Annotated in this window: 20 protein-coding genes and 1 pseudogene; 13 read left to right on the forward strand and 8 right to left on the reverse strand. The window is 64.5% G+C overall.

Features of this window, described 5'->3' with window-relative positions:
* Nucleotides 1–244, forward strand: a pseudogene (locus AC5JJ6_RS07795) (hybrid sensor histidine kinase/response regulator); the annotation flags it as partial.
* A 74-nt stretch (nt 245–318) separates the two neighbouring features.
* Here AC5JJ6_RS07795 and AC5JJ6_RS07800 read toward each other — a convergent pair.
* The gene (locus AC5JJ6_RS07800) at nt 319–2,004 is read right to left on the reverse strand and encodes a methyl-accepting chemotaxis protein (RefSeq protein WP_496041491.1); all 1,686 of its coding nucleotides are present in this window, start codon (nt 2,002–2,004) and stop codon (nt 319–321) included.
* Here AC5JJ6_RS07800 and AC5JJ6_RS07805 point away from each other — a divergent pair.
* The 4 genes from AC5JJ6_RS07805 to AC5JJ6_RS07820 all read left to right on the forward strand — a co-directional run bounded on the left by AC5JJ6_RS07805 (nt 1,972) and on the right by AC5JJ6_RS07820 (nt 5,019).
* Nucleotides 1,972–2,259, forward strand: a complete 288-nt coding sequence (locus AC5JJ6_RS07805; protein ID WP_496041492.1) for a hypothetical protein — start codon at nt 1,972–1,974, stop codon at nt 2,257–2,259. The genes AC5JJ6_RS07800 and AC5JJ6_RS07805 overlap by 33 nt on opposite strands.
* 811 nt (nt 2,260–3,070) lie before the next feature.
* The gene (locus tag AC5JJ6_RS07810) at nt 3,071–4,081 is read left to right on the forward strand and encodes an Rpn family recombination-promoting nuclease/putative transposase (protein WP_496041493.1); all 1,011 of its coding nucleotides are present in this window, start codon (nt 3,071–3,073) and stop codon (nt 4,079–4,081) included.
* Nucleotides 4,082–4,195: 114 nt separating this feature from the next.
* Nucleotides 4,196–4,600: a hypothetical protein gene (locus tag AC5JJ6_RS07815; RefSeq protein WP_496041494.1), complete on the forward strand. Its 405-nt coding sequence runs from the start codon at nt 4,196–4,198 to the stop codon at nt 4,598–4,600.
* 38 nt (nt 4,601–4,638) lie between these two features.
* The gene (locus AC5JJ6_RS07820) at nt 4,639–5,019 is read left to right on the forward strand and encodes a GxxExxY protein (RefSeq protein ID WP_496041495.1); all 381 of its coding nucleotides are present in this window, start codon (nt 4,639–4,641) and stop codon (nt 5,017–5,019) included.
* A gap of 89 nt (nt 5,020–5,108) precedes the next feature.
* On the opposite strand, the gene metH is transcribed toward AC5JJ6_RS07820, so the two are convergent.
* The 3 genes from metH to AC5JJ6_RS07835 form a co-directional block, all read right to left on the reverse strand.
* Nucleotides 5,109–8,606: a methionine synthase gene (gene metH / locus AC5JJ6_RS07825; protein WP_496041496.1), complete on the reverse strand. Its 3,498-nt coding sequence runs from the start codon at nt 8,604–8,606 to the stop codon at nt 5,109–5,111.
* Nucleotides 8,607–8,675: 69 nt separating this feature from the next.
* Nucleotides 8,676–9,500 (reverse strand): methylenetetrahydrofolate reductase [NAD(P)H], encoded by an 825-nt coding sequence (metF, locus tag AC5JJ6_RS07830; RefSeq protein ID WP_496041515.1) that lies wholly within the window; start codon nt 9,498–9,500, stop codon nt 8,676–8,678.
* Between the two features lie 134 nt (nt 9,501–9,634).
* Entirely contained in the window at nt 9,635–10,633 is a 999-nt protein-coding gene (locus AC5JJ6_RS07835; RefSeq protein ID WP_496041497.1) for an ArsR/SmtB family transcription factor, read from the reverse strand.
* A gap of 286 nt (nt 10,634–10,919) precedes the next feature.
* On the opposite strand from AC5JJ6_RS07835, the gene AC5JJ6_RS07840 reads away from it, so the two are divergent.
* The 5 genes from AC5JJ6_RS07840 to AC5JJ6_RS07860 all read left to right on the forward strand — a co-directional run bounded on the left by AC5JJ6_RS07840 (nt 10,920) and on the right by AC5JJ6_RS07860 (nt 15,460).
* A complete protein-coding gene (locus AC5JJ6_RS07840; protein ID WP_496041498.1) occupies nt 10,920–11,774 on the forward strand; it encodes an MlaA family lipoprotein in 855 nt (284 codons plus the stop codon).
* On the forward strand, nt 11,771–12,412 hold the full coding sequence (locus tag AC5JJ6_RS07845) for an MlaC/ttg2D family ABC transporter substrate-binding protein (RefSeq protein ID WP_496041499.1): 642 nt from the start codon (nt 11,771–11,773) through the stop codon (nt 12,410–12,412). The genes AC5JJ6_RS07840 and AC5JJ6_RS07845 overlap by 4 nt, the downstream gene beginning before the upstream one ends.
* Before the next feature lie 151 nt (nt 12,413–12,563).
* Nucleotides 12,564–13,136 carry a ribosome modulation factor gene (locus AC5JJ6_RS07850; RefSeq protein WP_496041500.1) on the forward strand — a complete coding sequence of 191 codons (573 nt, stop codon included), beginning with the start codon at nt 12,564–12,566 and terminating at the stop codon, nt 13,134–13,136.
* Nucleotides 13,137–13,246: 110 nt separating this feature from the next.
* Nucleotides 13,247–14,209 carry a protein phosphatase CheZ gene (locus tag AC5JJ6_RS07855; protein ID WP_496041501.1) on the forward strand — a complete coding sequence of 321 codons (963 nt, stop codon included), beginning with the start codon at nt 13,247–13,249 and terminating at the stop codon, nt 14,207–14,209.
* A 3-nt stretch (nt 14,210–14,212) separates the two neighbouring features.
* Complete coding sequence (locus tag AC5JJ6_RS07860) at nt 14,213–15,460, forward strand: pentapeptide repeat-containing protein (protein ID WP_496041502.1); 1,248 nt, start codon at nt 14,213–14,215, stop codon at nt 15,458–15,460.
* Nucleotides 15,461–15,470: 10 nt separating this feature from the next.
* On the opposite strand, the gene AC5JJ6_RS07865 is transcribed toward AC5JJ6_RS07860, so the two are convergent.
* From AC5JJ6_RS07865 to AC5JJ6_RS07875, 3 genes are all read right to left on the reverse strand, one after another.
* Entirely contained in the window at nt 15,471–16,652 is a 1,182-nt protein-coding gene (locus AC5JJ6_RS07865) for a 3-phenylpropionate MFS transporter (protein WP_496041503.1), read from the reverse strand.
* A 28-nt stretch (nt 16,653–16,680) separates the two neighbouring features.
* Complete coding sequence (locus AC5JJ6_RS07870; RefSeq protein ID WP_496041504.1) at nt 16,681–17,313, reverse strand: glutathione S-transferase family protein; 633 nt, start codon at nt 17,311–17,313, stop codon at nt 16,681–16,683.
* Between the two features lie 111 nt (nt 17,314–17,424).
* Nucleotides 17,425–19,443 (reverse strand): HAMP domain-containing methyl-accepting chemotaxis protein, encoded by a 2,019-nt coding sequence (locus tag AC5JJ6_RS07875; RefSeq protein WP_496041505.1) that lies wholly within the window; start codon nt 19,441–19,443, stop codon nt 17,425–17,427.
* Nucleotides 19,444–19,709: 266 nt separating this feature from the next.
* Between AC5JJ6_RS07875 and AC5JJ6_RS07880 the strand changes: the two genes are divergently transcribed.
* Nucleotides 19,710–20,693: a lysozyme family protein gene (locus tag AC5JJ6_RS07880; RefSeq protein ID WP_496041506.1), complete on the forward strand. Its 984-nt coding sequence runs from the start codon at nt 19,710–19,712 to the stop codon at nt 20,691–20,693.
* Nucleotides 20,694–20,699: 6 nt separating this feature from the next.
* Here AC5JJ6_RS07880 and copM read toward each other — a convergent pair whose 3' ends face one another.
* Nucleotides 20,700–21,080, reverse strand: coding sequence for a CopM family metallochaperone (copM, locus tag AC5JJ6_RS07885; protein ID WP_496041507.1), 381 nt, complete (start codon nt 21,078–21,080; stop codon nt 20,700–20,702).
* 341 nt (nt 21,081–21,421) lie between these two features.
* Here copM and AC5JJ6_RS07890 point away from each other — a divergent pair, with 341 nt between their 5' ends.
* Both AC5JJ6_RS07890 and AC5JJ6_RS07895 read left to right on the forward strand, forming a co-directional pair.
* A complete protein-coding gene (locus tag AC5JJ6_RS07890) occupies nt 21,422–21,700 on the forward strand; it encodes a hypothetical protein (protein ID WP_496041508.1) in 279 nt (92 codons plus the stop codon).
* On the forward strand, nt 21,697–22,137 hold the full coding sequence (locus tag AC5JJ6_RS07895) for a PIN domain-containing protein (protein ID WP_496041509.1): 441 nt from the start codon (nt 21,697–21,699) through the stop codon (nt 22,135–22,137). Before AC5JJ6_RS07890 ends, AC5JJ6_RS07895 begins: the two co-directional genes overlap by 4 nt.
* The last annotated feature ends 46 nt before the right edge of the window (nt 22,138–22,183 follow it).

The raw sequence follows: 22,183 nt of genomic DNA on the forward strand, positions 1-22,183 counted from the left end.
CGAGAGTCTGGAGCGCCCGCCCGACATCGCCATCGCCGACTACCATCTGGAAAACGGCGCCACGGGAGTCTGCGCTCTCCGTGCCGTGCTCGATCATTGTGGCGTGAGCATCCCCAGTCTGATCATCACCGCCGACCGCCTGCCGGAGGTTCAGGAGGAGGTCAACGCCAACGGCTTCCAGCTTCTTAACAAGCCGGTAAAGCCGGCGCAGCTCCGCTCGCTGATGACGAGCATGCTGAGCTGACTATACCGTCGTCATGATGGGATGTTCGCCAAGCTGACGGACTGAAGACCTCCCGTGGGTCGGGATAAGGCGGCTCAGGCGGCCTGGATGCTGGCCAGGAAGCTTTCGACTTGGCCTCGAAGCATTTCGGACTGGTGGGCCAGCTGGCTTGCCGCGCTTCGCACCTGATTGGCGGCGGCACCGGTTTGGTCGGACGCCTGCGTCACCTGCCCGACATTGGCGGAGACCTCCTGGGTGCCGGCAGCTGCCTGGGTGACGTTGCGCGAGATTTCACCAGTCGCCGCGGTCTGTTCCTCGACTGCCGCCGCTATCGTGATGGTGATGTCGTTGATCTGGCGGATGGTGCCGCCGATCCCCTCGATGGCGCCCACGGCTCCGGTCGATGCCGCCTGCATGTTGGTGATATGGGACGATATCTCGTCGGTCGCCTTGGCGGTCGCGGTCGCGAGGTTCTTCACCTCCGACGCGACCACTGCGAAACCCTTCCCTGCTTCCCCGGCGCGCGCCGCCTCGATCGTGGCATTCAGAGCCAGCAGGTTGGTCTGGTTGGCGATGTTCGAGATGAGATCGACCACTTCACCGATCTTGTGCGCGGCCTCGGCAAGACCCTGTACCGTGCTGTTGGTCTGCTCCGCCTGCTGCACGGCGGCATTGGCGATGCCGGTGGAGCGGGTGACCTGACGCGCGATTTCCTGAAGGGAACCGGACATTTCCTCCGCGGCCGCGGCGACCGTCTGGACATTGGCCGAGGTCTGCTCAGCGGCGGCGGCCGAGGCGGTGACCTGCCGGCTGGTTTCCTCCGCGATGGCAGCCATGCTCTGCGCGGTGCTGTCCAACTCGGTGGCCGATGCGCTCACCGTCCGCAGGATGCCGGTGACGCCCTGGTCGAAGTTCCGGATCAGCATGTCGATCTCGGCGGCGCGACGTTCCTTGGAGGCACGCTCCTCGGCCTGAGCGGCTTCCAGACGCTCGCGCTCGACCGCATTGTCCTTGAATACCAGCAGGGCTTCCGCGAGAGCGCCGATTTCGTCATGCCGATCTGTGTAGGGCACCTCGCCTGAAACGTCGCCTTGGGCTACGCGCCGCATGGCTTCAACGATAGTGTGGATCGGGCTCGTGACGCGCCGGCGAACTATCCTCAGCCCGGCGATGCCGAGAACGATGGCGGCCACGAAGATAGCCCCATTGACGATCAGCGTGGTCGCCGCCGCTGCCTCTTTCTGCGCGGCATGCTGGTTGATTTCGTCGAGCGCCACGTTGGCTACCGCGTCCAGGTCGGATTGCGCCGTGTCGGCAAGGATATTCAGTTCGTCCAGGCGAATGGGCAAACCCTGTCCGGTGCCGATAGCGGTCAAGACGGCTTCGCGCTTCTGTAGATAATCGTTCATATAGCTGCTCTCCGCCGTGGCAACCGCAGCTTTGATCGATTCGAGTGCGCCGGGGCGTTGTGCAGCCTCCTTGAGCATCCGCCACGCCGTGTCCAGCCGTCCGCGGACAAGCGCCATTTGCAGCCGGTCCTCGGGGGTGATCCCCTGCTTCGCTACGGCGCTGTCGAACATCACGCGGATCGGGGTGGACACTTCGCGTACGATTACGGCGGCTTCCTTGACGCCGATCAGTTCGCCGAATGCAGGGTCCATCGCACGCGCCGGCTCCAGCAGAATACTGGAGATCCTGGCGAGCAGTTCCAGAGTGCTCCCCGTGGTTCCCATCCATGTGTCGATCAATTGCTTGGGGCGCTGGCCGACCTCTACCTGCAAGGCAGCATCCGCATCGCGCCTAAGGGTGTTCAGTTTTCCCATGGCATCACGGACCTCGGCTTCACCAAGACCGGCTGCACAGGGCACCCGGGCGCAAATTCTTGCGACAACGTTCACGACATCGGCGGATTGACCGCGCCAGTCCGGCAATTTCTGCATGGTTGCCGTTTCGGCGTTGACGGGATGGAGAAGAACCCGACGGGTGGCGCCACGTTCGAGCCGAATTGCCTGCATAGCTGCGAAGACATCATGTGAGGCTTGGCTCACCGCCTGCACTGTACGTACCGACGAAAAAACCCTTAAGGATTTTACGCTGTCGAAGGTAATCAGAGCGACCAGAAAAGTCACGACAGCGCAGAACAAGAGCGTCAGCATTGTTTTGATGCTGACGCTTTTCAAGGAATTCATAATTTGTCTCCACCAGGCATTGAGGAACTGCCGAGTACGGCTGGTCGATGATTCGGTGCCTTGAGTTCTGCAATTTGCCGCTCTTCGAAGAAGGCCGGATGCAGATCAGAACAGCGGTTCCCAGGGACTCGCTCCGATCAGGCGGCACGAAGCATAGCCCTGATCGCCGTGTGGATATTGCGACGGCTCTCTAAAGGATGCCATTTGAACTTTATATATATAAAATTCGGTATAGTTTGAATGGAATTGAATGATGCCGACGGTCTCAAGGATGGCTGCGGCGGAACGCTGATGCGATACAGGGCGATTTCAAAGGCGGTGAGAGTCGAGTGTAAAGTCGCCTTGGCTCTGGAAAGACACGCAGAACAACCGTCTGCGGCTCGACCGGATAGCTGAAAAGCGGGCTGTCGAGCACGAGCTTCTGGCGCTGGCCATGACTATCGTCACGATGTAGCCGGCTGGTGCAGTCCATCGCCCTCGCATGATCGGTTCTTCACGCGAGGGCGATGGGCAGGAGTTGCCGTCACGGATCGGTCTTGCCGGCATACGGTGGGATGAATTTGACGCAGCCGGCGTTAGCCGGTTTCCATAGTTGAGATTGGGGTTTTCATGCCATCAACGGGGCGCTGATTTCCTCCCGTTGTATGGCGACACTCCGATGCCCTCGCGACTGATCAAGCGGCATGACCAGTTCTTCAAGCGCCTGCTCGATCATGCCGGTACGGCGGGCGCGCTGATTCGGGAACGTTTGCCTAGGGAAGTGGTGGAGCGTCTGGCTCCGGATGCTCCCGAACTGGTGTCAGGTTCGTTCGTGGACAAGGAGCTGCGGGAATACCATACCGACCGGCTTTATCGCGTCCGCACAGTGGATGGAGAAGCCGCTTTCATCTATGCGCTGGTCGAGCATAAGTCGTCGCCCGATCCAGGCATCGGCCTTCAACTCCTGATTTATCAAACGCGGGTCTGGCAGTGGTGGGTGGAGCATCAGGGGCAGGGGCAGGGGCGGGAGGAAGGCGGCCGTCGCCGTCTGCCGGCGATCTTTCCCCTGGTGATCTACCATGGCGAGGCCGCGTGGCGGATACCGCTGGATTTCGCCAGCGGGATCGACCTCGCCGACGCCGCGCTCCGCCCCTATTTGCTCGATTTCCGTTACTCGCTGGCCGATCTCGGACGGATCGACGATGCCCGGCTGTCGCGCGAGAAGAGGCTGCGGATCGGCCTGCTGATCCTGAAGCGCGGCAGCGGCGAAGGCGACCTGCGCGAGACGTTGCTGGAACTCGGCCGGGCGGCGCTATCTCTCGGGTTTGATGACTTGGTGGCGCTGGTGCATTACATTCTCCTGGAATCCAACGAGGTCGAAGCGGCCATGCTTCGGGGTGTCCTTAGGGAAATCGTTCCAGATCAGGAGGTGAGGATCATGTCGATCGCTGCGGAAGAGTGGAAAGCCGAAGGCATCCAGATCGGGCAGGCCATGGGTAAGGCCGATGGGAAAGCGGAAGGCAAAGCTGACATGCTGCTGCGCCAACTGCGGCGGCGCTTCGACTCGCTGCCCGAAGCCGTGGTAGGGAAGGTGCGAAACGCTTCGGAGGATCAGTTGAACGAGTGGGCCGACAATATTTTCGACGCGCGGAACTTGGATATGGTCTTCGGCTCAGCCAAGCCGAATTGAACGATGCGCCGGGTTCGGGTGGTAAATTGACACAGGTGCGTATGGCGGCTTTTTCAGGGTGCGCCGCTCCGGCATGATCTCGTCCCTGTTGGCGGCGAGAACGGGTGGAGTGATATGGAAGACGACGCTAACGCTGTTGCGGAGGGATTTACCGAGGCGGAGCTTTCCGGCGCTACGATCGAGGCCCTGATCGTGCGGTTCAATGCCGCCCGGCGCAATTCCATCCTCGCCAAGGCCAGGGCGGACTACCAGAACACCAACAACAACCACCGCGAGGCCGTTCAGTATGAACGGCTGATCGCCGCTGCCGAGAAGATGCCGCAGGCCGAGCGCAAGGCCATTGTGGAGTCCAACCCGGATGTTCTGAAAGGCCGGCAGCAGGCCGTCGTCCACGCCAAGGAAGCCGCCCTTTGGGCGGGAGAGGCCGAAGCGTTGAGGCTCTACATTATGGCGCGCAGCCGGATTGCGGACGTGGGCGTTGTTGCCGGGACGGAGCAGGGGGAGGATAGAGAGGGATAGGAACATGGATGGACACGGATATCCACGGATAAACACGGATGAGAGCAAGCATTGCTTCGGGCTTGGATGGTTTGACCGAAAAAATCATTGGTGGTGCGTTCGCCGTGTCCAATGGCCTGGGACATGGCTTTCTGGAAGCGGTATATAAAAATGCTCTTATAATCGAGCTGGAAGCTCGCGATCTATCAGTCAGGAAGGAGCGGTCCTTTCCTGTCCGTTATCGTGACAAGCAGGTTGGGTTTTACCTTGCCGACCTCGTCGTTGAAAATCGGGTGATTATTGAGCTTAAGGCGGTGGATGGCCTATCTCAGAACCACACCGCCCAGGTTTTGAATTATCTCAAGGCAAGTGGCTTGCCCATTGGCATTCTTCTGAACTTCGGGAAGCCGAGACTGGAGATGAAGCGGATACTTCTATAGTATCCGTGTCCATCCGTGAAATATCCGTGTTCATCCGTGGAAAATGAACACGCCACCCCACATCCAGTCTCGCCTCGAACTACAGCTCCTCAGACCGAGAAGTACTTCGCCCTCGGGTGATGCACCACGATGGCGCTGGTGCTTTGCTCCGGGTGGAGCTGTGACTCGTCGCTGAGTTCGATGCCGATCTGCTTGGCGTCGAGCAGGCGCAGCAATTGGTCCTGGTCCTCCAGCTTTGGGCAGGCGGGATAGCCGAAGCTGTAGCGGCTGCCGTGGTAGTTTTGCTGGAGCATCTTTTCCATGTCGCGGTCGTCCTCGGCCGAAAAGCCCAGATCGGCGCGGATGCGCTTGTGGACGTATTCGGCCATCGCTTCGGCCATCTCGACGCCCAGGCCGTGCAAGTACAGGTAATCCTGGTACCGGTTCTCGGCGAACCACTCGCGCGCCACGTCGCTGGCGCGCTGGCCCATGGTCACGACTTGGAGGCCGATCACGTCGCGGTCGGACGGGCCGTGCGACACGTCGCGGAAGAAGTCGGCGATGCATTCGCCGTCTTCCTTGCGCTGGCGCGGCAGGGTGAAGCGGGCGGCTTCGGTCTCGCCGTCTTCCTGGTACAGGATCACGTCGTTGCCTTCCGCCGCCGCCTTCCAGTAGCCGTAGACCGCCTGCGGGATCAGGATCTCCTGCTCGGCCGCCGTCTGGAGCATGCGGTTCAGGATCGGGCGGAGTTCCTTCTTCGCCCAGTCCTTGAACTCCTCGAACCGCTTGCCGTCCTTCCGGTAGCCCCACTGAAGCTGGTACAGCGTCCGCTCGTTCAGATAGGGAACGAGCGTCTTCAGCGGAACGTGCCCAATCACGCGCGGACCCCAGAACGGCGGCGTCGGCACCGCGACGCCCTCGGACAGGCGCTCGCGCCTGATGCGGACTGCCTCGACATCGACCGGCGTGCTGTCCTGCTCGACAGGCTGGCCCAGCTTGCGGCGCTGGTTGGTGGCGCGGCCCGCGCGCTTGGCTTGGTTGGCCGCCAGCAGCGTGTCGAACTGGCCGTTGACGACCTTGTCCATCAGGGACAACCCGTCGAAAGCGTCCTTGGCGTAGGCGACGCGGCCGCCTTCATAGGCGCGGACGCAATCGTCCTCGACATAGCCGCGCGTCAAGGCGGCGCCTCCCAGCAGGACGGGAACTTCGATGCCGCCCCGGCTCAATTCTTCCAGGTTCTCGCGCATCACCACGGTCGATTTGACCAGCAGGCCGGACATGCCGATGGCGTCGGCCTTGTGCTCCTTGGCTGCGTTCAGGATGTTGGTGATCGGCTGCTTGATGCCGAGGTTGACGACGCGGTAGCCGTTGTTGGTCAGGATGATGTCGACAAGGTTCTTGCCGATGTCGTGGACGTCGCCCTTGACCGTGGCGAGGACGATCGTGCCCTTTTCCTGGCCCTCGATCTTCTCCATGAACGGCTCAAGGTAGGCCACCGCCGCCTTCATGGTCTCCGCCGACTGGAGCACGAACGGCAGCTGCATCTTGCCGGAGCCGAACAGCTCGCCGACCACCTTCATGCCGTCCAGCAGGAAGGTATTGATGATGTCGAGCGGCTTATAGCTCTCCATCGCCTTCGCCAGATCGACGTTGAGGTCGGTGCGGTCGCCATCGACGATGCGCTGCTTCAGGCGGTCCTCGATGTTGGCGGGCCGTTCCTTCTTGACGGAGGATGCGGCCTTGCGGCCCTCGAACAGCGCGATGAAGGCGTGCAGCGGGTCGTAGCCTTCGCGGCGGCGGTCGAAGATCAGGTCTTCCGCCGCCTGGACCTCGGCCTCCGGGATCTTGTGCAGCGGCATGATCTTGGAAACGTGGACGATGGCGCCGGTCATGCCGCGCTTGACGGCATGGTCCAGGAAGACCGAGTTCAGCACGTGGCGCGCGGCCGGGTTCAGGCCGAACGAGATGTTCGACAGGCCGAGGATGATCTGGCAGCCGGGCATCTCGCGGGAAATCGACTCGATGCCTTCGAGCGTCCACTGGCCCAGCTTGCGGTCGTCCTCGCTGCCGGTGGCGACGGTGAAGGTCAGCGGGTCGAACAGCAGGTCTTCGGGGCGGAGGCCATGCTGGTTGACCGCGAAGTCGTAGAGCCGCTTGGCGATCTCCAGCTTCTTTTCCGCCGTCTTCGCCATGCCCTCTTCGTCGATGGTCAGGGCGATCACGGCCGCGCCGAACTTCTTGGCGAGCTTGAGACGCTTGGACGCCGGCTCCTCGCCGTCTTCGAAGTTGATCGAGTTGATGATCGGCTTGCCGCCGTGGCGGGCCAGCGCCTGCTCCAGCACGGTGTATTCGGTCGAATCGATCACCAGCGGGGCGGTGACCGAGCCGGTGAAGCGGGTGATGACCTCGTTCATCTCGGCGACTTCGTCGCGCCCGACGAAGGCGGTGCAGACGTCCAGCGTGTGGCTGCCTTCCTTGACCTGATCGCGCGCCATCTCGACGCAGCCGTCCCAGTCGTGCTTTTCCTGAAGCTCGCGCCACTTCTTGGAGCCGTTGGCGTTGCAGCGCTCGCCGATCGACAGATAGGCGTTCTCCTGGCGCAGCGAGACTTGGCTATAAAGGGAGGCGACCGACGGAATCCAGTGGTGGGTGCGTTGCTTGACCGACGGGCGGATCTGGCCTGCGCCGGCAAGGCGGCGCAGCATGGCGTCCGCCGCACTGATATGCGGGATGTTGGTGCCGCAGCAGCCGCCGATCAGGTTGAGGCCGTCGTCACGGACGAAGCGTTCCAGCCAGTTGGCGAACTCGTCGGCCAGCAGGGGATAGCGGGTCTGGCCGTCGACCAGTTCGGGCAGGCCGGCGTTGGGCTGGACCGAGATCAGGCCCGGCCAATTCTCCGCCAGCCATTTGACATGCTCGGACATTTCGGCCGGGCCGGTGGCGCAGTTGAGGCCGATCAGCGGCACGTCGAGCGCGTGGATGACGGTGGCGGCCGCTGCGATGTCGCTGCCGACCAGCAGCGTGCCGGTGGTCTCGACCGTGACCTGAACGAAGATGGGGGTGTCGGTGCCGGCTTCGGCCCGCGCCACCTTGACGCCGTTGACGGCGGCCTTGATCTGCAAGGGGTCCTGGCAGGTCTCGATCAGGATCGCATCGACGCCGCCGGCGATCAGGCCGCGCGCCTGGACGGTGAGCGCGTCCTCCAGCGGCTGGTAGGCGACGTGGCCCAGGCTGGGCAGCCGGGTGCCGGGGCCGACCGAGCCGAGCACGAAGCGCTGGCGGCCGTCCTTGAAGCTCTCCGCCGCCTCGCGTGCCAGTTCTCCGGCCTGTTTGTTGATCTCGAACGCCTTGTCGGAGATGTCGAACTCGCCGAGCGTGATCGGCGATGCGCCGAACGTGTTCGTCTCCACCATGTCTGCCCCGGCCTCGTAATAGCCGCGATGGATCTCGCGGACGAGGTCGGGCCGGGACAGCACCAGCACGTCGGTGCAGTTTTCCATGCCCCAATAATCGCGCTCCACGTCCAGGTCGAGCATCTGGACCCTGCTGCCCATGCCGCCGTCGCACAGCAGCACGCGTTCTTTGAGGAGGTCGAGGAGATGGGCCATGGTGTGTTCGATCTCGGTAAATTCGAAAAAAGATGGGGAGGCGGGAAATGGCCGGGTGCCGGTCGAGCCTCAGCCGGCGGTGGCTTCGGCCGGCTGCTTCGGGCGGACGCCCAGCATGTGGCAGATGCCGACGGTCAGTTCCGCCCGGTTGAGCGTGTAGAAGTGGAAGTTCTTGACGCCTTCGGCATGGAGCTGCCGGCACTGCTCCACCGCGACGGTCGCCGCCACCAGATGGCGCGTGTCGGGGTCGCTGTCCAGGCCGGAGAACAGCTCCGCCATCCAGGCTGGTATGCTGGCGCCGCAGCTTGCGGAGAACTCGATCGCGCGGGTGAAGTTGGTGATCGGCAGGATGCCGGGCACGATCGGCACGGTGATGCCGGCGGCGGCGGCGCGCTCGACGAAGCGCAGATAGGCTTCGCTGTCGAAGAAGAATTGGCTGATCGCGCGGGTGGCCCCGGCGTCGATCTTGCGCTTCAGGTTGTCAAGATCGTGCTGCGGGCTGGTCGCCTGCGGGTGGCTTTCCGGATAGGCCGCCACGCTGATCTCGAAATCGGCGACGCGCTTCAGGCCTTCCACCAGATCGGCGGCATAGGCGTAGCCGCCGGGATAGGGTTCGTAGGCGGTGCCGACTCCCGTCGGCGGATCGCCGCGCAGCGCCACGATATGCCGGATGCCGCTATCCCAATAGGTCCGGGCGATGGCGTCGATCTCTTCTCGGGTGGCGCCGACGCAGGTCAGGTGGGCGGCGGCCCGCAGGCCGGTTTCCTTCTGAAGTCGGCAGACGGTCGCGTGGGTGCGCTCGCGCGTCGAGCCTCCCGCGCCATAGGTGACCGAGACGAATTCCGGCTGGAGCGGCGCCAGCTTATGGACCGCCTGCCACAGCGTCTGTTCCATCTTCTCGGTCTTGGGCGGGAAGAACTCGAAGCTGACGGCCAGATCTGCCGGCAACGGCGTGCCGAGCCGCAGTCCGGTGCGGGCGATCGTGCTGGAATCCGGGGCAAGGCCCAGTGCGGCGAGGCTCATTCAGGTCACTCCGAAGTCGAAAGGGCAGGGGCGGGAACCTGCTTAGCATTGGGCGTATGGTTGGGCGCAGCGATGGCGCCGTCGCGGACGGCGGGCCAGAGATTGACGGTCAGCGGGTCGCCCGGCAGATGGACGGCGGGACCGGGGGTCATGCCTGCCGCGCGCAGCCAGCCCGCGATCTCCTCGTCGCCGAAGCCCAGCCGCCGATGGGCGTGCTCGGTCCTCAGCGACTCGTGGTCGTGGCGGGCGAAATCGACGATCACCAGACTGCCGCCGGGGCGCAGCACGCGGGCGGCTTCCGCCAGCACCTCGGCGGGTTCCTCGGCGTAGTGGAGCACCTGGTGGACCAGCACCGCGTCGAACGAGGCCGTCGGCAACGGCAACTGGTACATGTCGGACTGGCGGACCTGACAGTTGCGGAGACCGGCGCGCTCCAGGTTGGAGCGGGCGACGGCCAGCATCTCGCGCGACAGATCTATGCCGAGCGCCCGTTCGACCTTCGGTCCCAGCAGTTCCAGCATACGGCCGGTGCCGGTGCCGAGATCGAGCAGGTCCTGGATGCCGGAGGATGGCAGAAGCTTGAGCAGCGCCGCCTCGACGTCCCGTTCAGGCACGTGGAGGGAGCGGATCTCGTGCCAGCGGGCGGCGTTCTCGCGGAAATACTCCGACGCCGCTTCCGCCCGAGCGCGCTTGATCGCGTTCAGCCGCTCCAGGTCGAGCGCCAGGGTCGGGTCGTCGGCAGGAATAGCATCGATCAGGGTGCGTGCGAGGCTGGAGAAGGCGCTGCGTTCGCCCAGGCGATAGAACGCCCAGGTGCCTTCCCGGAAGCGGTCGAGCAGCCCGGCGTCGCATAGCAGCTTGAGATGGCGGGACACGCGTGGCTGGCTCTGCCCCAGGATCTGGGTCAGCTCGCTTACCGTCAGCTCACCGTGGGCGCAGAGCGCCAGCAGCCGCAACCGTGTCGGTTCCGCCGCCGCCTTCAGTGCCGTGAGCAGAAAATCCATCCGCGTTCCCTGAAATCCCCGTCATGAGCCGAACCGTGCCGGTTCGCCCCTCATCTCTGCGATTGATATATAAACATATCTTTATGCAAGGTAAACGCCTTTTCACGGAAATGTGTCGATCGGCCGATGCCGCAGTCGCTTTGTGCTATCTGGTCAAAAACGCTTCCTTATGTTACGTCACACGATGCACCCGGTTTTCCTCGGGCTTTCGCTCGGATTTCCGTGGTGCCCAAACCGAGGCGGCACCAGCCTCCCGGACTTCCTCTGCTGGATGAGCGCCTTATCCATGAAACTTCCTGGCTTCTTCCGCTCGCGCGGCGCCGCCGCCGCCATTGCCCTGTCGCTGTCGGCCATCACCGTTTCGGGCTGTGTCCTGCCGCCGCGCGACGATCCCGCGGCGCTCGCGGCTTACAAGGAAGCGAACGACCCGCTGGAAGGCTTCAACCGGGCGATCTTCGGCTTCAACGAAGGCACCGATATCCTGCTGTTCCGCCCGGCGGCGGAGATCTACCGCACCGTCCTGCCGAACCCGGTCCGCAACGGCATCCGCAACTTCCTGCGCAACCTGCGCAGTCCGCTGGATATCGCCAACAACCTGCTTCAGGGCGACGTGGCCGGGGCCGAGGTGGCGACCAAGCGGTTCCTGATCAACACGACCGCCGGCGTCGGCGGCGTGATGGACATCGCGGCCGACAACGGCCTGCCGTACCGGTCGGAGGATCTCGGCCAGACCCTTGCGGTCTGGGGCGTCCCCGAAGGCCCCTTCCTGGTGCTGCCGCTGCTGGGCCCGTCCAACTTCCGCGATGCCGCCGGCGTCGCGGGCGAGGCCTATGGCGATCCCCTCAACCTGTGGGCCACCAACACCGACCACGACGAGATCCCGGCCGTCCGGGGCATCGTCGGCGGGATCGACACCCGCGCCGGCCTGATCGAGCCGATCGACGATCTGCGGCGCAATTCGCTGGACTACTACGCGTCGCTGCGCAGCCTGTACCGGCAGAACCGGATTTCCGAGATCAACAACGGCCAGGTGCCGGCAGGCTCCGAATCATATCCGGAGTTTCCCGAATTCCCGGAAGACGATGCCGCACCGGCACCCGTTGACAATTCCAACGGAACCGCTAAGTCCAGCAAGCCATGAACAGACGCCGTTTTATTATAGCCTGCGCCGCGCTGCTCGCCTTTGCGGGTACCGTAGCGCTTCCCTCCGCCGGTCGCGCCGATGCCCGTTCGGATGCGGCCGCCAAGTTCGTCCAGGATCTCGGCGCGCGAGCGATCGACGTACTGGTCAAGCCGCAGCTTGCCCGCGACGAATCGATGAGACGCTTCGGCGTCCTGCTGAACGAGGGCTTCGACGTGCCCTATATCAGCCGCTTCGTGCTGGGCCAGAACTGGCGGACGGCCACGCCGCAGCAGCAGCAGGAATACGGCACGCTGTTCGAACGGCTGATCGTCCAGGTCTACGCCGACCGTTTCGCCCAGTATTCCGGCAAGAACCTGGACGTCAACGAGACGCTGAAGATCGTCGGCAGCCGGCCCGAGGGCGACACCGACTCCATCGTCAGCTCCCAGATCATCCGGCCGGACGCTCCGCCGGTCGCGGTGGACTGGCGCATCCGGTCACGCGGCGATCAGCAGAAGGTGATCGACGTGGCGGTCGAGGGCGTCAGCATGAGCGTGACCCAGCGGTCGGAGTTCTCGTCCGTCATCCAGCGCGGCGGCGGACAGATCGAAGCCCTGCTCCAGACCTTGCGGCAGCGGGTCGGCACCGCCGGCTGAGCCGGTCGCCCTGTTCCGATACGGATCTAAGGATTTGGAAAAGCCGCTCGAAAGAGCGGCTTTTTCGTTGCTCCTTTTGTGCCTGCGCCGTTTTCAGGAACCTCACGCCCATACTTGGCGTTGGAAAACCGACACAGGGCTGGGGGAGATAATGGAACTTACCGAATATCCGCTGCTTCACGAGGTCGACCTGATGCTGACCTTGCTGAAGGTGGCGACCCAGGGACCGGCAACGATCGAGGACGCCGCCGAACGGCTGAAGCGCAATCTCGAGTCGGTCGGTCTGTCGTCGCCGGTTCCGGACACGGAGTTCCAGATATATCTCACCCGCGCGCGGGACCGCCTTGTCCACGCCGTCCTGCTGGCTCCGCTCGGCGACGGCCGCTTCACCATCACGCCCCGAGGGATGCAGGCGCTCAGCGATCATCCCGGCGGGATCGACGATAGCGTCCTGATGAACTTCCCGGAATTCCGCGCCTTCATCGAGGCGGAGGCGGGCAGGCCGGTGAAGCGGATCGGGTCCAAGGACAATGCCGGCGACGACGACCCCCGCATCGTCGAGTTCGACCAGGGCTATGCCGCCTTCCGGCAGGGGATCGGATTGCAGGCCAACCCCTACGAGCGCGACCGGGTGATGCATCTGGCCTGGGAAAACGGCTGGTGCGAAGCGCGGGACGATGCCCTGCGGGCGGAGAAATGGGCCGACAGATCGACGAATATCTGAAAAACCCTCGACGGGCCTGAGCATTCGTTAGGGGTAGCTTAAGGGGATATCGGCATGGTGCAAGGTAGCCGCTGAATTCCGCACCACCCCGATTGGTCAGAAGTCCGAAGATGACCGTGCCTGAGTTGCTCGACCTCACCGAACTCGATTACCTCAGTATGGAGGAAGCCTTGTCGTCGTCGGCGCGGGGACGCGCCTTCCTGCGCATGAGGGACCGGCGAACGCGGGTCGTGACGGTGGACGACTGGCGCCGCATCGCGGGCAGGCTGGAAGAGCAGGTGGACCGCCTGCGCGGCGTCGAAGGTGTTGCGGTCATCGCCCAGCAGGTGGAAACGGCGACCGATTTCGGCGGGGCTCCGGGTGTGGACCGCCCGACCCATCTGCGCATCCTCCGGCAGGAATTGCAGGAGATGAGCAGCTATATCCAGCAGACCCGCAGCGAGATCGCGGCGCTGCGCCCGGCCGATGCCGGCGCCAACCGCATCATGGCGGCGACCGGCGAGCTGGACGCCATCGTAACAGCGACGGAGCGGGCCACCACGGAGATCCTGAACGCGGCGGAGCGTATCCAGGAATTCGCCAGCCAGATGCACCGCGCCGAAAAGGCCGGCACTCAGGTCGAACTGGGCGAGATCGCCAACGACATCGAGATCCAGGTCATGGAGATCATGACCGCCTGCTCGTTCCAGGACATCACCGGCCAGCGCACCACCAAGGTCGTCAACACCCTGCGCTACATCGAGCAGCGCGTGAACACGATGATCGAGATCTGGGGCGTCGACCGCGACGTCCTGGGGTCCGCCGACGCCTCGACCTCTCACCGCAAGATGAACGACGACCGGCCCGATGCCCATCTGCTCAACGGGCCGGCTTTGGGCGACGGCGTCGATCAGGCGACCATCGACGCGCTGTTCGACAGCATCTCCTTCGATTCGCCGGCGCCTGCCGCGGCGCAGCCGGCACCTCCTCCGCCAGCACCACCGCCTCCCCCGGCAGCTCCCCCCCCTCCGCCGCCGGCGATGAACGGCAGCCTGGAGATCAATCAAGACGATATCGACAAGCTATTCGGATAAGGCATGGCCATCGAGGAAGAGCGCAAGGCCAAGATCAAACTGACTCAGGAGCAGTTGGATCGTGTCTGCGAGCGCCACAAGAGATTCATGGAGGGCCGGCCCAACGGCTCCCGCGCTAATATGCCTTTCTTCGATCTTTCCGGCCTGGACTTCACCGGCAAGAACCTGACCGGCGCGCATCTGTCGGGTGCCATCCTGCGCGATGCGCGATTGATGGAAACGGTTCTCGACCATGCCGATCTGTTCGGCGCCGACCTGCGTGGCGCCAACCTGTCGAAAAGCCACCTGTACCGGACCGACCTGCGCGGGGCCAACCTGCGCGGCGCCATGATGCAGGACGCCGTCATGATCGAGGTCGATCTGCGCGACGGCGCCATGGCGAACAAGGGCAGCGACGGCGAACTGAAGGTCATCGGGTTCGAACCGGGACCGGCCGACATGTGTTCGACAGTGCTCGTGCGGGCCGACATGGCGCGGGCCAAGCTGTCCGGCTCGTTCGCGTCGGGCGCGGATTTCTCGCACAGCAAGCTTTCCGATGCCCGGCTCGTCCGCACCGACCTGCGGAACTCCAAGTTCGTCGGCGCCAACCTGAGCGGCGCCGATTTCTCCGGGGCCGATCTGCGCGGCGCTGATATGACCGGTGCCGTGACGACGGGTACCGTGCTCCGGACCGCGATCCGTACCGATGCCGAGGCGGTGGCGGCGCAGGTCAACCCGCTGCCGCTTCCAGCCGAACCAGTGGAGCCCGAGGCTGTAGCCAAGCCGGCACCTGCGCTCGACCTGGAGGGCATGCTCGTCGCCCATGTCAAATGGCTGAAGAGCGGCGGGAAGGAAGGCACTCAGCTCAATCTGGTCGGGATGGACCTGGACGGCGCCGACCTCCGGAGCCGGGTGCTGAGCCTGGGCATCGCGTCGCGCGTCCGCCTGCGGGGCGCCAACCTCGAAGGCGCCCAGATGCAGTCGATCCAGTTGGACGGCGCCGACCTGCGATCGGCCAACCTGCGGTCTGCGGACCTCCGGGGCGCCAAGCTCGACCGTGCGATCCTGATCGACGGCTGCCTTGAGGAAGCCAATCTGGCATCGCTTCGGATCGGCGCGGACCGGTTGCTGCGCACGTCGCTGGTCAGGGCACGCATGGCGGGCGCCCGGCTGCGGAAGGCGATCCTGCATGGCTGCGACCTGACCAATGCCGACATGACCGGCTGCGACCTTCACGAAGCCGTGGTGACCGGCACGATCCTGGATCGGTAGGAGCTGCGGCTTACGCGTCCGCCGGCAACGGTTCCGTCCGCTCCCGGCCTGCCAGCAGCAGCGCCAGCCCCGTGCCCGCCAGCGCCATCGCCGCCATCGCGAAGTAGGCTCCCGCGTGCAGCCTTTCATAGGCGGCCCCCGCCACCATCATCGCCAGAGCCGTGCACATGCCGGTCGCCAGCGCACCGTAGAGCGCCTGCGCAGTGGCGGAGCGCTCGATCGGGATCGCGCGGGCGATGTACTGCATCGCCGCCAGATGGGCCGCGCCGAAGGTCAGGGCGTGCAGGACCTGAAGCACCGCCAGCGCCGGAACCGTCTCCGCCATCGCGGTACAGGTCCAGCGCACCAGCGCTCCGATGCCGGCGACCATCAGCAGGCGCGCCGGGCTGAGCCGGGCGCCCAGAGCCGTGCCGAAGGCGAACAGCAGGACCTCGGCGATCACGCCTTCCGCCCAAAGCCAGCCGATCACGGCTTCCGAATGCCCCAGTTCGCGCCAGTGCAGGGTGCCGAAGACATAGTAGACCGCGTGGCTCGATTGGATAGCGGCGGTAGCCCCCAGGAACAGCAGGAAGGCGGGGTCGGTCATCAGTATCGTGACGCGCCCGCGTCCCGCGGTCCCGGCCGGAATGGGCGATGCCGCCCTCGGCCGAGGCTTCGGCAACAGGCAGGCTGCCGCGGCGGTCAGTGCGATGCCGCCGATCAGCAGGTAAAGCACCGCCTCCGGCCCCTGGCCGGCGGCCGTCACCCCGCCCAGACCGGCGGCGGCGATGAAGCTGACGGAACCCCACAGGCGCATCCTGCCGTAGTCAAGCCGATTGGCCCTGGCGATCAGCAGGGTCAGGTTGTCCCCTAAGTTCATGACCGGGCTGAAGCAGGCGCTGACCAGCACCGTCACCAGAAGGATCGGCCAGAAGCCGTCGATGGGCGGATACATCAGCGATGCCGCCAGCGAACAGGCGCTGAGCACGATCAGCGCCCCGCGCCTGTTCCCCGTCCTGTCGACCACGACGCCCGCCACGGGGATGGTCACGATCCGCACCCAGAGCGACACGGACAGGATCAGGCCGATCTCCGCCGCCGTCAGGCCACGGCTTTCCAGCCAAAGCGGCCAGAACGGAAGCTGGATGCCGATAACCAGAAAATAGGCCGTGTAGAACAGCGACAGGCGCAGAGGCAGCGGCATGACCGGCATGGGACGGGGGACAAGCTCGATCGAACGGTCAGACCAGCGGGATTTCGTGGCCCTTCTTCGGCACATCATAGCCGCGCTGGACGCCGGGTCGACCCGCGATTGTGAGATACCAGCGCTTCACATTTGGGAATTGCGCCAGATCGATACGCTGCCATTCGAACCGGGAAACCCAGGGCCAAGTCGCGATGTCGGCGATCGTGTAGTCGTCGCCCGCCAGATATTCCGCCTCGCCCAGACGCTTATCCATGACGGTGTAGAGCCGCCGGGCTTCCTTCCCGAACCGTTCCTCCGCGTGGGGCGCCTTGCCGGGGTTGAACTGGAGGAAATAGTGAGCCTGTCCGAGCATCGGACCGGCGCCGCCCATCTGGAACATCAGCCACTGCCATGTCTTCCAGCGGCCGGGACCGTCCTGCGGGATGAACTTTCCGGTCTTCTCCGCGAGGTACAGGAGGATGGCGCCGGATTCCATCAGCGATGCCCCGGTGTCGTGATCGACGATCGCCGGGATCTTGTTGTTGGGGCTGATCTTCAGGAAATCGGGGGCGAACTGCTCGTCCTTGGTGATGTCGATCGGATGGACTTCATAGGGAAGCCCGGTTTCCTCCAGCATGATGGAGGCCTTGCGCCCGTTGGGCGTGGTCCAGGTGTAAAGGTCGATCATCGCGGCTCCTCCCTGAAAAGCGTGCTTCGTCTCCCGCGATTAACCCCTACCGGAGACGAAGCGCGCCACAGTCTCAGGGATTTTCACGTCCCGCTCCCGATTTCTCCGGGTTCAGGCGGCGCGGACCTTGGTGATGAACTCGTCGACCGCCTGCCGCAGGACCCCGGACTGGCGCGTCAGTTCCGACGATTCGCGAAGGACCTGCTCGGCGGTGGCGCGCGAGGCGTCGGAGGCGGCGGTGACGCCGGCGATGTTGGCCGCGACCTCGCTGGTGCCGGCGGCGGCCTGCTCGACGTTGCGGGCGATCTCTCCGGTGGCGGACTGCTGCTGCTCGACCGACGCGGCGATGGCGGCCGACGTGCTGCTGACCTCGTCGATGGTGTGCAGGATGTCCTGGATCGCGTCCACGGCCTGTCCGGTCGCCGCCTGAACGGCGGCGATCTGCATCGAGATGTCGTCGGTCGCCTTGGCCGTCTGGTTGGCGAGGTTCTTGACTTCGCTCGCCACCACCGCGAAGCCCTTGCCGGCATCGCCGGCGCGCGCCGCCTCGATCGTCGCGTTCAGCGCCAGCAGGTTGGTCTGGCCGGCGATCGTGTTGATCAGGCCCACGACCTCGCCGATCTTCTGCGAGGCGTCCGACAGGCTGCCGACGATCTCGTTGGTGCGCCGGGCCTTTTCCACGGCATGCTGGATCGTCCGCGACGACTGCTCGACCTGCCGCCCGATCTCCGCGATGGAAGCCGCCAGCTCCTCGGCCGCCGCCGCGACGGTCTGGACGTTGGACGAAGCGTGGTCGGCGGCGTTGGCGACGGCGTTGGCCTGCTGGGTCGCCTGCTGGGCCGCCGAGGACATGGTGGTGGCAGTGGCCGTCATGTCGCCCGACGACGTCGCGACATGTGTCACCACGCCGTTGACGTGGTTTTCGAAGTCGTCGGCCAGATCCAGCATGGCCTTGCGCCGCTCTTCCACCGAGCGCTGCTCCTGAAGCTGCTGTTCCGCCTGAAGGGCTTCGGTGCGGATCGCATTGTCCTTGAAGATCTGGACGGCGCGGGCCATCTCGCCGACCTCGTCGGCGAAGGTGCGGCCCTCGACCTCGACGCTCCGGTCGCCTGCGGCCAGACGGGTCATGGTGCCGGTCATGTTCTTGACGGGGGCCACGATGCTGCGTGCGATCAACCAGGCCAGGGCCATGCCCAGGATGAGCGACAATGCGCTGAGCGCCATGCTTCCCTGGATCGTCGTGTCGACGCCGGTCAGCGTTTCCCGCTCGGTCTGTTCCAGGGTGGTGGTCCAGATCCGGACCGTTTCCTTCGCCAAGCCGTCGAACTCCGCCGCCAGTTCGGGCATCGCGACGAAGGCGAGGCGGTTCATTTCAAGGGCCGTGCCCGCCATCTCGGCAAAGGTCGCGAGATAGACTTCCGAAAGCTCCTGCGCTTCTTTGACGGCGGCTTGCCGTCTCGGCTCCTCCAGCCACGCGGCGAGCCGTTCCGCCGCCGGCTTGAACGCCTCGATCCGCTTGGTCACCGCTTCCACCAGCGCCGTGTCGGGAGCGCTCAGGAACTGGGTGGCGCTCAGCCGGGCATACATGAAATGCTCCTGGGCCACGCCGGCGAGACCGGCAAGTTCCAGTTCGCCTTCGGCGGTGGCGCCGGCGATCAGGTTGGACAGGTTGGAAACCAGCTTGTCGCCCGCAGGCCTCAGCTTTTGTTCGATCAGCGATTCCCGCGTGCTTCGAGCCTGCTTCACCTTGGCGAAGCCATCGCCGTATTCCCTGGCAAGCCGCAGCATCCTTTCCAGGCGCGCCCGGCTGGCGGGATCCTGCGTGACGGACAGCATGTGATCGAGGCCGCTGGCGATCAGTCCCAGCTCATGCTCGGCATAGCCGGACGAAGCGGCTCCGCCATCGCTGATATGCAGCAGCACCGCCCGGCGAAGCTCCGCGAAGTTCATGCTGATGGTCAATACCCGGCCGGTGTCGGCCGATGTCGAACCATATTCCTCGAAACTGTTCTTCGTCTCCGACAGCTCGTAAATGCCATAGCCTCCCACGATTCCCAGCAAACCTAAGACGAGCGCGAATCCGAAGTAGATACGGAAACCGATCTTGAACCGGGAAAAGAGAGCATTCATGGGGGATTCTCGCCGGTCGGGAAAGTGTCGGATCTCCCGTCGCGCCGATGCTGCATTGCAACAGGAATCCTGACCTCTGGTATATGTTCGATCGGATGGTTTATCCAGAACGGTTGAGGCCCTTCCACTTTAGATGTGCCAATTCGCCGCGCGCATAGAGTCGGCAACCTGAGGATCGGTGCAGGGCGGGCGTGAATGTGCTTCTCACGAACTGTTTACCCCTTTAGACTAGGCTGGTAGACATGTTGTGCAACAGATGCTGAACGATGGCCGCTGATCCGCGATTGACGCCGCTTCCCGGCAAAAAACCCGTGACGCCGGCTGCCGGCTGGCAGCCGCCGGTACCGGACCGGAAACCCGGCACCGACTTCGCCTCGACGCTGGCGGCTACGGGCAATCCGGTGCCCGGCCGCAAGCCCGTGGCCGCCGCTTCTTCCGCCTCTTCGGAGGAGCCCGTGATCGGGGCGATCCGCTCCGTTGCAGGCCTGTCGGGTCACAGCTTCGCGGCGCTTCTGTCGCAGGCCCAGCAGGAAAGCGGGCTGGACGTCAAGGCACGCAACCGCAAGAGCACGGCGACGGGACCTTTCCAGTTCATCGAGCGGACTTGGCTCGACCTTGTCCGACGCCATGGTTCCGCGTTCGGGCTTGGCGATACGGCCGACAAGATCACGGTCGCGAAGGGCGTCCCGACCGTGCGCGATCCGGCTTTGCGGAAACAGATCCTTGCGTTGCGGGAAGATCCCAACATCTCCGCGGGCATGGCCGCCCGCTATCTCGGCGAAGGAAAGGAGCGCCTGGGCAAGATGCTCGGGCGTCCGGCATCCACGATAGAAGGGCGGATCGCCTATATCATGGGACCGAGCGGAGCTGCCCGCCTGATCAGTGCGTCCGAAAAGACGCCGGGTGCCGCCGCCCGCGACGTGCTGCCGTCGGCCGCCGCCGCCAACCGGAACCTGTTCCACGACAAGCGGGGCCACGCCTTGAGCGCCCTGGAAGTCGTCAACCGGCTGACCAAGCGCATGGCGGCCGATCAGGAGAGATTCGCACAGCTCGAGGACGCGGCACCCGATCCGTTCCAGGCGCCGGCACATTCCAACGCACTGCTGTTCGCCCAGCACGACGACAACGATGCCGACGATGCCTGGGCCGACGATGCCTGGGACGACGATGGCTTGCTTTCACGGCCCGCCGGCGCTTCCCCCGCGGAGCCAGCGGAGGAGCCGGCACACCCGGGGAAGCACCGGGTCTGACCGGCGCTATTTGGGGTGGCGGGCCAGCCACTCCTTGAGCTGCGCGATTTCACCTTCCTGGGCGCTGACGACGTCTTCAGCCAGTTTTCGGATTTCCGGGTCCTTGCCATGCTTCAGCGCGATCCGCGCCATGTCGATGGCGCCCTGGTGGTGCGGGATCATGCTCTGGGCGAAGTCGCGGTCCGCATCGCCGCTCAGGGCGATGCCCATGTCCTTGTGCATCTTCTCGTTGGCCATGCGGAACTCATCGGTCACCGGACTGCCCGAAGCCGGCATTTCATGAGCAGAATGGTTCATCGCGGGAGCCTGCTGGGCGAAAGCCGGTCCTGCCAGGACCGTGCATCCGAGGAGTGCCGCCAGGACGGGAATGCTTGCCAGTGGTTTCATGGTCGTCGATCTCCGGAACTGCCGCAAAGGAGCTTGCGCGGGCATGAGGCTAAACCTTTCAGCGGCTGGAAGGTCAATATGTCGGCCGCTCCGGATGGGAACGGGCGCTTATGGGACCCTTCGATCACACCGCCTGCGAAATTGCGCGGTCAGCCTGATCGCCGATATCCCGGCACCTACATCAGTCGCGTATCCTGGACGACGAAACCATCCTTCGAGGATCGGGTTTGCGGTACTGGGACAACATGCCTCGAAATCGCATGGGGGAACCGCTTGGGACGCAACGGCGTCGTCGGGCACCTGTTGCCCCTGTGTTGGCCAAGTGCAAGGAGACGGACACGATGAGAATCGATGTCAAGCTGCGCGAGGAACTGGCGCAAAGGCTTTATGAGGAAAGCGACCGGACGGGCGTCGCCTGGGTCAGGCGGCCGGAGTCGGTCAAGCATGCCTTCAGGGAGGCGGCGGAGCGCAAGCTCAGGATCCCTGGTGACGATCATGCCGGCCACGTACACAGCCACAACCACAATCATGATCGTCCTCACCATGGTGCCGAAGTCCACCGTCCGCACGGGAGCGGTCACAACAAGAGCAAACCCGTGATGGAGCCGTGCTCGCGGTGACCGATGCCGAAGTCATCGCTCCGCCGCGCGTGATCCTCGATACGAATGTCCTCGTCGCCGCCGGGTTCAGGGGTGCGAGCGCCGCCGGCAGGCTTGTCGAGGCGGTCCGCCGCGGAGACTTCCGTCTGGTCTGGAACGAGGAGACGCGGCGGGAAAACGAGGCCGTGCTTCGGCGCATCCCGCGCCTTGACTGGGAAGAGTTTCGCGGTCTGTTCGACCCTGCGGGGGAATACCGGGGCGAGACGAGGCTGGATCGGTTCAGCCGGATCGAAGACCCGGAAGACCGCAAGTTCGCTGCGCTGGCTGCCGCTGCCGGTGCCGTCGTAGTAAGCGCGGACGCGCATCTGCTGTCCTGCCGGGATGACCTGCCAATCGTGGTATTGACCGCCCGCGAGCTTCTAACCATGACTGGTAGCCGGCAGTCACCGGCAGCATGACGCGGATAGCGGTCAGGGTGCCGCCGATGGCACTGCAATTCAGGGC

Source organism: Skermanella sp. (assembly GCF_059503625.1).